The sequence below is a fragment of the Paracoccus limosus genome, from assembly GCF_009711185.1.
Lineage (GTDB): Bacteria > Pseudomonadota > Alphaproteobacteria > Rhodobacterales > Rhodobacteraceae > Paracoccus > Paracoccus limosus.
Window position 1 is genome coordinate 1 of record NZ_WMIF01000012.1, and the last position, 12,821, is coordinate 12,821.

The following is a 12,821-nucleotide window of genomic DNA, read 5'->3' on the forward strand; positions in this document are numbered from 1 at the left end:
ATCAGCATCCCGTGCTCGGCCTCCGATAATCATCGAAGGCACAATGGACCCAACCCCCGGTCGGTGGGGTCCCTTTTGGACGCCGATCACCCCAGAAGCGGGGTCCTTATTGCAAGCCGTTCAACATTTAGGTGTTCGATATGGTCATCACCAAGGCGCCAGAGGGGGCCTATGTGACGGTGATCACCGACCGCGCCTTCGACTGAGGCCGGCTGCCTCCGGCGGGGGTATTTGGGAAATGATGAAGGCCGGGGCTCTGTCCCGGCCTTTGCGCTTTTGCAGGGGCTTGCGGATCGCGCAGGGGCGCGGCATGGCTGCGACATGGAACCGACACCCGCACGCCCGACCCGCCACAGCCTGATCGACGATGCCCAGGGGCTGGCCTTTGGCAGTTTCATGGCCTCGGTCGGGGTGCTGTTGCTGACCCATCTGGGGCTGGTGACCGGGCAGACGGCGGGGCTGGCGCTGCTGATCGCCTATGCCACCGGCTGGGGCTTTGGCCCGGTGTTCTTTGTCGTCAACCTGCCGTTCTACTGGCTGGGCTATCGCCGGCTGGGGCTGGCCTTCATGATCAAGAGCTTTGTCGCGGTTGCCGGGCTGTCGGTGCTGGTGAGCTGGTTGCCGGCCCAGCTGCAATTCGGTGCCGTGCATCCCGCCGTGGGCGCGGTGCTGGTCGGCTGTCTGAGCGGATCGGCGCTGCTGGCGCTGTTCCGGCATGGCGCCTCGCTGGGCGGCATCGGCATCGTCGCGCTGTATCTGCAGGATGCCACCGGCTTTCGCGCCGGCTGGACGCAGCTGATCTTTGACGCCTGCCTGTTCGCGCTGGCGCTGTTCGTGCGCGACTGGCAGGCGGTGGCATGGTCGGCGCTGGGGGCCTTGGTGCTGAATCTGGTGATCGCGCTGAACCACCGGCGCGACCGCTACATCGCCTAGGCCGCCACGCCGAGGGCGCGTTTGACATTGGCGGTCCAGCCGAGCAGGCGGTTGTCGCCTTGCAGGATCGCCGGGCGCTTCATCAGCGAGGGCTTGGCCTGCAGCATGGCGAGCGGGGTCTGGGCGCGCTCGGCCTCGGACATGGCGCGCCATGTCAGGCTGGCGCGATTGACCAGCTTGTCGCCGAAATCGGCGATCATCGCCTGCCATTCGCTGTCGGAGAGCGGTTCCTTGGCCACATCGCGGAAGTCGATGCTCCAACCCGCCGATTCGAGCTCGGCGCGGGCCTTTTGCACCGTCGAGCAATGTCCGAGGCCATAGATCCTGAGTGACTTGCCCATGCGGACCCCCTTTCCTTGTCAGTGTTCGGCGTGCAGCCGCGCCTTGATCCGGCGCATCAAAGCCCATGCGCCAAGCACCACCACCGGGGTCAGCGCGGCGACCAGCACGCCCTTGTCGATGTCGAGCGCATGGGCCAGCGGATAAAGCGCATAGCCCAGCAATCCGACGGCGTAATAGCTGATCGCGACCACCGAAAGCCCCTCGACCGTGTGTTGCAGGCGCAATTGCAGGTCGGCGCGCCGGTCCATGCGCTGCATGATGTCCTGATTCTGGGCGCTGCGCTGGACATCGACGCGGGTGCGCAGCAATTCGCCGGCACGTTCCGCCCGATCAAGCATGGTGACCAGCCGCCTATGGGCGGATTTCGCCGTGCGCATCGCCGGGTGATAGCGCCGGGTCATGAATTCGGTCAGCATCTGGCCGCCCAGAAAGCGCGTCTCGCGCAGGGCGGCAACGCGGTCCATCACGATCGCCTCATAGGCATCGGTGGCGCCAAAGCGGAAATCATGCTGGGTGGCGGCGCTTTCCAGCCGGGTCGAGACGCTGAGCAGTTCGTGCAGCACCGCATCCGCCGGGCGGGATTCGTCGGCCATGCCCTGCACGATGCCAGCGAGCTGCGGGTCAAGCGCATTGAGCTGCGCGGTCAGTTCGCGCGCGCGGCCAAGGCCCAGCATGGACATGGCGCGATAGGTTTCCAGCTCCATCAGGCGCTGGACGATGCGGCCAATGCGGCCCGAGCCGGTGCCGGGACGCACGAAGACGGCAAAGCGCATCCAGCCGGCCGGGTCGATGCGGAAATCACCCGCGACCACCGCCGCCTCATCGAGCACCCAGACCGAGGCGAGGCTGTCGGCGGCGAACCATTCCTGAAGCCGGGGCAATACCTCTTGCGGGTCGTCGGGCAGGAAATCCACCTGAATCATCACCGCCGCCACCCGCTTGCCCGGGGCCCGTGCCTGCCAGTCGCGCGGGAACACCGCCCCCGCCGAAGGGTCGAAGGGGCTGGGCGGCAGGCCGCGCATGAAGGCGGCATAGGTCACGAATTCGGTATGGCTTTCCCAGCGCAGCTTGTAGCGGCCGAAGCTGGCCTTGTAATGGCCGGCCTGCGGATCGGGGCGCGGCGCGCCGTTGCGGGCGCAGAATTCGGCCAGATGCGCGACATCGCGGGCGCGGTCGCGGTTGGCAGCATCGCTGGGCTCTTTGATGGCCAGAAACACCGCCGTGCAGGGCGCCTCGAGCCGCGGCGAGGGCCGGGCATGCAGTTCATTGACCAGCGCATAGCGCTGCGGATGTTCGGCATCATCGTTCATGAACGATGAATATCAGGCGGCCATGGCCTCGCAAGACAGAAAGCGGGATGAGGCCCGGTTTGCGGCGCGGTTGTGGCCGCATCATGTTTTCGTGAAGACCGGCGCATTGCCGCGCCGGGACGGGCGGGGCAAAATGCGGCCAAACAGCATCGAGGGCAGGAATGAAACGCGGGATCATCAGGCTGGTTGCAGCCATTCTGATCATAGGGCTGGCCGCCTGTGCGCCGAGCAAGTTCAAGACCTACAACGGTCCGCCCGTCACCCAGGTTCTGGTGAAAAAGGGCGAACGCAAGATGTATCTGCTGAGCGGCAATACGGCGCTGAAGGTCTATGACATCGGTCTGGGCAATATGCCCATCGGCCACAAGCAGTTCGAGGGTGACGGCAAGACGCCCGAGGGCATGTATTTCATCGACCGGCGCAACCCCGACAGCCGCTATCACCTGTCGGTGGGTGTCTCTTATCCCAACCCGACCGACACCGCCTTTGCGCTGGCGCAGGGTCAGCAGCCGGGCGGCGACATCTTTATCCACGGTCAGGGCCCCGAGGGCCGAGCGTTGTCCAAGCAGCATCGCGACTGGACGGCGGGCTGCATCGCCGTCACCGATGATCAGGTCGAGGATATCTATGCGATGGTGCCCGATGGCACGCCGATCCTGATCCTGCCCTGAGGCGATTTCGGGCCGGCCGGCAAGCCCGGCTGGCCGCCTCCCCGGCCTGCGGGCCCCCTTTACCCCCCGGTTGCACCGCCGAAACCCCCTGCCCGCAGGGGCGGATTCGCATCGCCGTGGTATGGCAGACCTGTTCAAAAGGTCAGATGGTCAAGCGCCGACGCAGGGATTAACTTTTTCACGAGTAACCCAGCCGCGCAGAGCCCCGATGTTTCCCCCGGTCATCCATGAGAACATGATCGATTCCCCCGAGACGCTGGGCTACGTGCCCGGCCAGATCGCATTCGTCATGCGCTTCGGTCCCAAGTCCCGCTGGCGTGCCGGCGCCATCGTGGACAGTTCGGCCGAACGCTCGCAGGCCGTGGCAACGCGCTGCGCCCTGCTGATCCCCCGCCGTGGCAAGCGCACGCGCAAGCTGGCGCTGCACCCGGCGTTGCCCGCCGATGTCGTCAAATCCATGCTCCAGGCTCTTTGACCGTCCACCACCAGCACATCGACGGGAAATGACAAAGGCGGGCCCTTCGGGGCCCGCCTTTATACTGTGTCGCAGGGGTCGGGCGGCCGGGGTCCGGCCGCGCCCCGTCATTCGATCATCGGCAGCAGCTGGTCGATGGATTTCTTGGCGTCGCCATAGAACATCCGGGTGTTGTCCTTGTAGAACAGCGGGTTTTCGATGCCGGAATAGCCGGTGCCCTGACCGCGCTTCGACACGAAGACCTGCTTTGCCTTCCAGACCTCCAGCACCGGCATGCCGGCGATGGGCGAGTTCGGATCCTCTTGCGCCGCCGGGTTCACGATGTCGTTCGAGCCGATGACGATCACCACGTCGGTATTGGGGAAATCCTCGTTGATCTCGTCCATCTCCAGCACGATGTCGTAGGGCACCTTGGCCTCGGCCAGCAGCACGTTCATGTGGCCGGGCAGACGGCCTGCGACCGGGTGGATCGCGAAGCGGACGTTCTTGCCCTTGGCGCGCAGCTTGCGGGTCAGTTCGCTGACCGATTGCTGGGCCTGCGCCACCGCCATGCCGTAGCCGGGGACGATGATGATCTCGTCGGCATCGTTCAGGGCCGCCGCCACGCCGTCGGCGTCGATGGCGATCTGTTCGCCGGTGATTTCCATCGCCGGGCCGGTCTCGCCGCCAAAGCCGCCAAGGATGACGCTGACGAAGTTGCGGTTCATCGCCTTGCACATGATGTAGCTGAGGATGGCCCCCGACGAGCCGACCAGCGCGCCGACCACGATCAGCAGATCATTGCCCAGCGTGAAGCCGATGGCCGCCGCCGCCCAGCCCGAGTAGCTGTTCAGCATCGAGACCACGACCGGCATGTCGGCGCCGCCGATGCCCATGATCAGGTGGTAGCCGATGAAGAAGGCGGCCAGCGCGATGACCAGAAGCCACAGCACCGGCGCGCCGGTAGTGCAGTAAAGCACCAGCGCCAGCACCGACAGCGCCGCAGCCGCCGCGTTCAGCATATGGCCGCCGGGCAGTTTTTTGGGCTTGCCGTCGATCTTGCCGGCCAGCTTGCCAAAGGCGACGATCGAGCCGGTGAAGGTGACGGCGCCGATGAAGATCCCCAGCGCCACCTCGACCTTGAGCATGGCGATTTCGGCGGGGGTCTTGTGGGCCAGCACGGCGGCAAAGCCGTGGAACTCGGCCATGGCATCGGCGGCGCGGGCGCGCAGCACGCGGCTGAGTTCGAACTGGGCGTTGAAGCCGATCAGCACGGCGGCAAGACCGACAAGGCTGTGCATGGCCGCGACCAGCTGCGGCATTTCGGTCATCTGGACGCGCTTGGCGACGACCCAGCCGATGCCGCCACCCACGGCCAGCATCAGGATCGAGATCAGCCAGTTGCCATAGCCCGGCCCGATGAGCGTGGCGACCACGGCCAGCGCCATGGCAGAAATGCCATACCAGACCGCGCGCTTGGCGCTTTCCTGACCGGACAGACCGCCCAGAGACAGGATGAACAGCACGGCCGCGACGACATAGGCGGCGGTGGTGAAACCGTATTCCATCGCCCTCTCCTTACGATTTCTGGAACATGGCGAGCATCCGGCGCGTGACCATGAAGCCGCCAAAGATGTTGACGCCGGCCATCAGCACCGACAGCGCCGCCAGAAGCACCACCAGCCACGAGCCCGAGCCGATCTGCAACAGCGCGCCCACGATGATGATCGAGGAGATCGCGTTGGTGATCGCCATCAGCGGCGTGTGCAGCGAATGGCTGACGTTCCAGATCACCTGGAAGCCGATGAACACCGACAGCACGAAGACGATGAAATGCGACAGGAAGCTGGCGGGGGCAAAAAGGCCGACCAGCAGCATCAGCACCGCACCGGCGCCCAGGAGCGTCACCTGACTGCGGGTCTGCGCCTTGAAGGCGGCGACCTCGGCGGCGCGCTTTTCCTCGGGCGTCAGCTCGCGGGCCTTTTCCTTGGGCTTTTGCGCGGCGATGGCGGCCACCTTGGGCGGCGGCGGCGGCCAGGTCACGTCGCCGTCAAAGGTGACGGTGGCGCCGCGGATCACGTCATCCTCCATGTTCTGGACGATGACGCCATCCTTGCCTGGCGTCAGATCCGACAGCATGTGACGGATATTGTTGCCATAAAGTTCCGAGGCCTGCGCACCCATCCGCGACGGGAAGTCGGTGTAGCCGATGATGACCACGCCATTGTCGGTCACGATGCGCTGATCGGGAACGGTCAGATCGCAGTTGCCGCCCCGCTCGGCCGCAAGATCGACGATGACCGAGCCGGTCTTCATCGCCTCGACCATATCGGCGGTCCAAAGCTTCGGCGCGGGCCGTCCGGGGATCAGCGCCGTGGTGATGACGATGTCCATCTGCGGCGCCAGTTCGCGGAACTTGGCCAGTTGCGCCTCGCGGAATTCGGGCGACGAGGGTGCGGCATAGCCGCCGGTCGCCGCGCCATCTGTCTGGGCTTCCTTGAAGTCCAGATAGACGAATTCGGCGCCCATGGATTCGATCTGCTCGGCCACTTCGGGCCGCACGTCAAAAGCATAGACCTGTGCGCCAAGGCTGGTCGCGGCCCCGATGGCCGCAAGACCCGCGACGCCCGCACCGACGATCAGCACCTTGGCCGGCGGCACCTTGCCTGCCGCCGTCACCTGCCCGGTGAAGAAGCGGCCGAAGTTGTTCGCCGCCTCGATCACCACGCGGTAGCCGGCGATATTGGCCATCGAGGACAGCGCGTCCATCTTTTGCGCGCGCGAGATGCGCGGCACCATGTCCATGGCGATGGCGGTCACGCCCTGCTCGCGCGCGGTTTCCAGCAGATCGGCGTTCTGCGCCGGCCAGAAATGCGAGATCAGCGTCTGGCCGCGCCGCATGGCGTGGATTTCATCCGTGCTGGGGGGACGGACCTTGACCACGACATCGACGTCGTTGATCAGCGCCTGCGCCGTGGGCTCGACGGTCACCCCCGCCGCCTCATAGGCGGCATCGCTGAAACCGGCGCTGCGGCCAGCCCCAGATTCCACATAGACCTCATGGCCCAGCTTCTTGAGATGGGCTGCCGAGGACGGGGTCACCGCTACGCGCGCCTCCCCCTCGTAACTCTCTTTCAAAGCGCCGATTTTCACGAGGGCACCTCCCCAATTCGCGTCTTGATCGGGACTGCATAGCACCGCGCAACAATCTTTCACAAGGGCGCGAGGAGCCGTGACAGCGTGAAAAACGACGCTACGTCATGCGACCTTTGGTCCGGTCTGACCAAGCCATGCTGCAAATTCAGGCAGCAAAACGGCCCCGGAGCCTGCGCGCCGGGGCCGTTCGCGTGGTGGAACCTTTACCGCTTACGCGCGGCGTTCGGCCTTGGCCTGCAGGCGGCGGGCGTGCAGCACCGGCTCGGTATAGCCCGAGGGCTGGACACGGCCGAGGAAGACCAGATCGCAGGCGGCCTGAAAGGCCACGCCGTCAAAGCCCGGCGCCATCGGCAGATAGGCCGGATCGTTCTGGTTCTGACGGTCGACCACGGCGGCCATCTTGCGCATCGCGTCCATGACCTGCGCTTCGCTGACCACGCCCTGATGCAGCCAGTTCGCCAGCGACTGCGCCGAGATGCGCAGCGTGGCGCGGTCCTCCATCAGGCCGACATCATTGATATCGGGCACTTTCGAGCAGCCGACGCCCTGGTCGATCCAGCGCACGACATAGCCAAGGATGCCCTGACAGTTGTTTTCCAGCTCGCGGGTGATTTCCACGTCGCTGTAGTTGCGGCCCAGAGCCAGCGGCACGGTCAGCAGATCGTCCAGACGCGCCGGGCGTTTCAGCGCCGCGATCTCGGCCTGACGGGCATGGACATTGACGCGGTGGTAATGCGTGGCATGCAGGGTCGCGGCGGTCGGGCTGGGCACCCATGCGGTATTGGCGCCGGCCATCGGATGGGCGATCTTTTGCGCCAGCATCTCGGCCATGTGGTCGGGGATCGCCCACATGCCCTTGCCGATCTGCGCCTTGCCGGCCAGACCACAGGCCAGACCGATATCGACGTTGCGATCCTCATAGGCCGAGATCCACGGCTGCGATTTCATCTCGCCCTTGGCCAGCATGGTGCCGGCCTCCATCGAGGTGTGGATCTCGTCGCCGGTGCGGTCGAGAAAGCCCGTGTTGATGAAGGCCACCCGATGTTTCGCGGCGCGGATGCATTCCTTGAGGTTGGCGCTGGTGCGGCGTTCCTCGTCCATGATGCCCAGCTTGACGGTGTGGCGAGGCAGTCCCAGCGCATCCTCGACGAAATCGAAGATCTCGCTGGCGAAGGCGACTTCCTCGGGGCCGTGCATCTTGGGTTTCACGACATAGATCGAGCCGGTGACCGAGTTGCGCGGCCCCTGCCGTTCCAGATCGCGCTTGGCGCAAAGCACGGTGATCATGGCGTCCAGCAGGCCCTCGAACACCTCCCTGCCCTCGCGGTCAAGGACGGCGGGCGTGGTCATCAGGTGGCCCACGTTGCGCACCAGCATCAGGGCGCGGCCCTTGGCCGTCACCTCGGCGCCATCGGGGCCGGTGAAGGTCACATCGGGGCTGAGCCGGCGGGTGAAGGTCTTGCCGTTCTTTTCGACGGATTCGGTCAGCGTGCCGTCCATCAGGCCCAGCCAGTTGCCATAGGCCAGCGCCTTGTCCTCGCCATCGACGCAGGCGACCGAATCCTCGCAATCCATGATCGCCGACAGGGCGGATTCGATGACGATATCGGCGATGCCGGCGCGGTCCTGCTGGGCCACCGGCTTGCTGGCATCAAGGGTGATGCGGATGAAGAGGCCGTTGTTTTTCAGGAACACGTCCGTGGGTTTGGCGGCATCGCCGATATGACCGGCGAATTTCGCCGGATCACGCAGCGCCGGGACCAGCGCGCCGTCCTTGACCGACAGCCCGTCGATCCCCGCCCAGGACCCTTCCGCCAGCGGCGTGGCGCCGTCGAGGAACTCGCGGCCCCAGTCGATGACGCGGGCGCCGCGGGTGGCATCATAGCCCTTGCCCTGCGGCAGATCTCCCATCGCGTCGGTGCCGTAAAGCGCGTCATAGAGGCTGCCCCAGCGGGCGTTGGCGGCGTTCAGCGCATAGCGGGCATTGGTGATCGGAACCACCAACTGCGGGCCGGCAAGTTCGGCGAATTCGGGGTCGGTGGCGGGGGTCTCGATGCTGAAATCCTCGCCCTCGGGGACGAGATAGCCGATCTCGGTCAGGAAATCGCGGTAGGTGCCGGCGTCGATATCCTGGCCCCGATGCGCCAGATGCCAGCCGTCGATGGCCGCCTGCAGCGCCTCGCGCTTGTCCAGCAGGGCGCGGTTGCGCGGGCCGAACTCATGCAAAAGCCGCGACAGCGACTGCCAGAACTGCTGCGGCTCGACCCCGCTGCCCGGCAGGCCGCGGTCATTGAGGAAATCCGCCAGAGTCTGGTCCACCCGCAATCCGGCTTTTTCAACGCGACCCATGGTCAATCCTTCCTCTTTCTGCAGCACACCTAAATATGGTGTGCGGTGGTATGCCAAACACGGCTCCAGTTCAATTGTCCTATCTTTCCACGAATCCGATAAGGAGAATTGCGGATTTCAAAGGAAACGCCGCCCCGATCAGGGGCGGCGCGGCGGGCATTGCCCAACAGTCGGTCAGTTGCTGCTGGCCGGAGCGCCGGTTGCCGGCGCCGGAGTGGTCGGTGCGGGCGTGGCCGGTTCGACGCTGATCGCATTGTCGATGGCCTTGGCCGCGTCCGAGGCGGCATCCTTGGCCGCGCCTGCGGCATCGCGCGCGGCATTGGCAGCATCGGTCGCGACATTGTCGGCGGCGGTGCCAGCGGCTGTGGCGGCATTGCCGGCAGCAGTCGCGGCATCAGAGGCGGCGTTCTTGGCCGCATCGACCGCCTGACCGGCGGCATCCATCGCGGCGGTGCCACCCTCTTTGACGGCCTGACCCGCGGCATCGGCGGCGCTCTTGGCGGCGTCGGCGGCGTTGTTCGCGGCATCGGCGGCCGATTTCGCCGCATCCTCGGCGGGCGTGGTGGTGGTGGTGGTGGCAGCCGGGGCAGTCGCGGGGGCGGTGCTGGTTTCAGCCGGGGCCGGGGTGGTCACCGCCGGTTGCTCGGGCGTGGTGGTGGCCGTTGTGCCGTTCATGAAATACTGCAGCACGAAATAGGCGATCGCCAGGGCCAGAAGGATACCGACGATCAAGGGCAAGGGCGACGCCCGGCGCTCGACAGGCTCGACATAGGTCTGGTTCACCTGGCCCGGACGCACCGGATCGACGAGGTCAACCCGCTTGGGATCGTTCGGATCGTAGGACATGTGGCTCTCCTCTTTGTGGAACCGGCCGATCGCGCCGCGGCCCTGACCGGCTGCATTTTCAGCGCCGGTTGCGGGCCGGCACTCAGGCCACTAACTATTGGTTTCGCATGGGGTTCCCTGACCCGGGAATTTTCATCGCGCCGCCTCAACCGCCTTCGGGAGCCCAAGATGACCGCCACGCAATATCTCGCCGACTGGCGCCCCTATCCATTCGAGATCGACGAGACGCGGCTGGAATTCCACCTGCACCCGACCGCGACCCGCGTGCTGTCGCAGATCGACTTTCGCCGCACGGCGCCGGGCGATCTGGTACTGGACGGCGCCGGCCTGCGCACGCTGTCACTCAGCGTCGATGGCCAGCCGATCGACCCGGCGCTGATCCACGAAGCGGATGAGCGGCTGACCATCCCCGACCTGCCCGACCGCTTTACCTTCTCGGCCGAGGTCGAGATCGACCCGCAGGCGAATACCGCGCTGGAGGGGCTGTATCTGTCGGGTGGCATGTTCTGCACGCAATGCGAGGCGCAGGGCTTTCGCCACATCACATGGTATCCCGACCGCCCCGATGTGATGGCGCCCTTCCGCGTCACCATCCATTCCGACCAGCCGGTGCTGTTGTCGAACGGTAACCCGGTCGAGCAGGCGCCGGGCCGCGCCGTCTGGGTCGATCCGTGGAAGAAGCCCGCCTATCTGTTCGCGCTGGTCGCGGGCGATCTGCGCGCGGTCTCGGACCATTTCACCACCATGTCGGGGCGCGATGTGGCGCTGAACGTCTGGGTGCGTCCGGGCGATGAGGGGCGCGCGGGCTATGCGATGGAAAGCCTGATCCGCTCGATGCGCTGGGACGAGACGGCTTACGGGCGCGAGTACGATCTGGACGTGTTCAACATCGTCGCCGTCGATGATTTCAACATGGGCGCAATGGAGAACAAGGGGCTGAACATCTTCAACTCGAAGCTGGTCCTTGCCACCGCCGAAACCGCGACCGATGGCGATTACGAGCGCATCGAGGGCGTGATCGGGCACGAATATTTCCACAACTGGACCGGCAACCGCATCACCTGCCGCGACTGGTTCCAGCTGTGCCTGAAAGAGGGGCTGACGGTGTTCCGCGACCAGCAGTTCACCAGCGACATGCGCAGCGCAGCGGTCAAGCGCATCCATGATGTGCAGACCCTGCGCGCCCGCCAGTTCCGCGAGGATTCGGGCCCGCTGTCGCATCCGCCGCGCCCCGATCACTATCAGGAAATCAACAACTTCTACACTGCGACGGTCTATGAAAAGGGCGCCGAGGTCATCGGTATGCTGAAACGGCTGGTCGGCGATGACGGCTATGCCAAGGCGCTGGATCTCTATTTCACCCGCCACGACGGGCAGGCCTGCACGATTGAGGACTGGATCGCGGTGTTTCAGGACGCGACCGGCCGCGACCTGACCCAGTTCAAGCGCTGGTATACCGATGCCGGCACGCCGCGCCTGACCATGACCGAGGATTGGCAGGACGGCACGCTGGTCCTGAACTTCCGCCAGGACATCGCGCCGACGCCCGGCCAGTCCGAGAAGCCGCCGCGCGTCATCCCCATCGCTATCGGGTTGATCGGCCCGAATGGCGACGAGGTGCTGCCGACCACGGTGCTGGAGATGACCGAGGCGCAGCAAAGCTTCCGCTTCGACGGACTCGGCGCGCGGCCGGTGGTCTCGCTTTTGCGCGGTTTCTCGGCGCCGGTGACGGTCACGCGCGAGATCACCGCGAATGAGCAGGCGCTGCTCTTGGCGCATGACAGCGATGCCTATGCCCGCTGGCAGGCCGGCCACGATCTGGCGCTGGACGAGCTGACCCGGCGCGCCACTGGTGCAGCCGGCAGCCGCGCGCTGGTGCAGGCTCTGGGCGGCGTGCTGGATGATGCCGAACGCGACCCGGCCTTCGCGGCACTTTGCCTTGCGCTGCCGGGCGAAGAGGAAATCGCCACCACGCTGGCCGCGCGCGGCACCCCGCCCGACCCGGATGCGATCCACGCCGCCCGCCACGCGCTTCTCTCCGAGATCGCCGAGGCGCATCAGACGGCCTTTGCCCGGCTTTACGAGGCCATGGCGCCGCAAGGCCCCTATCGCCCCGATGCCGAGGGCGCGGCGCGGCGCAGCCTGCGCCTTGCCTGCCTTGCCAACCTGTCGCGGCGCGATGGCGGCGCCCGGGCCGAGGCGCTGTTTGCCAGCGCCGGCAACATGACCGAACGCCAGGGCGCGCTCGAGCAGCTGATCGCGCTTGGCCGCGACGCGCAGGCGCTGGCAGATTTCGAGGCCGAGTTCCGCGACAACCGGCTGGTCATGGACAAATGGTTCATGGTCCAGCCGCTGCGCGCCGCCCCAGATCAGGCGGTGGCCCGCGCGCGTGCCCTGGCCCAGCGGCCGGATTTCGACTGGAAGAACCCCAACCGCTTCCGCTCGCTGATCTCGGGGCTGACCGCCAATCACGCGGCCTTCCATGCCGCAGATGGCTCGGGCTATGACTTCCTGGCCGACTGGCTGATCCGGCTTGATCCGGTGAACCCGCAGACCACGGCGCGCATGTGCTCGGCCTTCGAGACGATCAGCCGCTATGACGCGACCCGGCAGGCCCGCGCCAAGGCCGTACTGGCCCGGATCGCCGCCCTGCCGGGGCTGTCGCGCAACACCGCCGAGATGGTTACGCGTATCCTCGCCGGTCTGAACCGGGCCGAGTAGAACCGCCCTTGCAGCCGCCTCGCGGGCACGGCATTACAT

Annotated in this window: 10 protein-coding genes; 4 read left to right on the forward strand and 6 right to left on the reverse strand. The window is 66.1% G+C overall.

The features are described 5' to 3' along the window. Window positions 1-321: 321 nt before the first annotated feature. Window positions 322-933, forward strand: coding sequence for a YitT family protein (locus GL279_RS10010; protein ID WP_155064491.1), 612 nt, complete (start codon window positions 322-324; stop codon window positions 931-933). Here the strand turns inward: GL279_RS10010 and GL279_RS10015 are convergent. Beyond that, complete coding sequence (locus GL279_RS10015) at window positions 930-1,274, reverse strand: arsenate reductase family protein (RefSeq protein ID WP_155064492.1); 345 nt, start codon at window positions 1,272-1,274, stop codon at window positions 930-932. The two genes, GL279_RS10010 and GL279_RS10015, sit on opposite strands and share 4 nt — an antisense overlap. Before the next feature lie 18 nt (window positions 1,275-1,292). After that, window positions 1,293-2,585: a DUF3422 family protein gene (locus GL279_RS10020; protein ID WP_155064493.1), complete on the reverse strand. Its 1,293-nt coding sequence runs from the start codon at window positions 2,583-2,585 to the stop codon at window positions 1,293-1,295. Between the two features lie 161 nt (window positions 2,586-2,746). Between GL279_RS10020 and GL279_RS10025 the strand changes: the two genes are divergently transcribed. Both GL279_RS10025 and GL279_RS10030 read left to right on the forward strand, forming a co-directional pair. Then, a complete protein-coding gene (locus GL279_RS10025) occupies window positions 2,747-3,256 on the forward strand; it encodes a L,D-transpeptidase family protein (RefSeq protein WP_155064494.1) in 510 nt (169 codons plus the stop codon). 235 nt (window positions 3,257-3,491) lie between these two features. Then, window positions 3,492-3,731: a hypothetical protein gene (locus GL279_RS10030; protein ID WP_246175268.1), complete on the forward strand. Its 240-nt coding sequence runs from the start codon at window positions 3,492-3,494 to the stop codon at window positions 3,729-3,731. A gap of 107 nt (window positions 3,732-3,838) precedes the next feature. On the opposite strand, the gene GL279_RS10035 is transcribed toward GL279_RS10030, so the two are convergent. From GL279_RS10035 to GL279_RS10050, 4 genes are all read right to left on the reverse strand, one after another. Then, window positions 3,839-5,278, reverse strand: coding sequence for an NAD(P)(+) transhydrogenase (Re/Si-specific) subunit beta (locus tag GL279_RS10035; RefSeq protein WP_155064496.1), 1,440 nt, complete (start codon window positions 5,276-5,278; stop codon window positions 3,839-3,841). A 10-nt stretch (window positions 5,279-5,288) separates the two neighbouring features. Next, window positions 5,289-6,863, reverse strand: coding sequence for a Re/Si-specific NAD(P)(+) transhydrogenase subunit alpha (locus tag GL279_RS10040; protein ID WP_343039769.1), 1,575 nt, complete (start codon window positions 6,861-6,863; stop codon window positions 5,289-5,291). A 213-nt stretch (window positions 6,864-7,076) separates the two neighbouring features. Beyond that, a complete protein-coding gene (locus tag GL279_RS10045) occupies window positions 7,077-9,215 on the reverse strand; it encodes a malate synthase G (protein ID WP_155064497.1) in 2,139 nt (712 codons plus the stop codon). Window positions 9,216-9,389: 174 nt separating this feature from the next. Next, complete coding sequence (locus tag GL279_RS10050) at window positions 9,390-10,061, reverse strand: hypothetical protein (protein WP_155064498.1); 672 nt, start codon at window positions 10,059-10,061, stop codon at window positions 9,390-9,392. A 168-nt stretch (window positions 10,062-10,229) separates the two neighbouring features. On the opposite strand from GL279_RS10050, the gene pepN reads away from it, so the two are divergent. Next, window positions 10,230-12,782: an aminopeptidase N gene (pepN, locus tag GL279_RS10055; protein WP_155064499.1), complete on the forward strand. Its 2,553-nt coding sequence runs from the start codon at window positions 10,230-10,232 to the stop codon at window positions 12,780-12,782. Window positions 12,783-12,821: the final 39 nt, after the last annotated feature.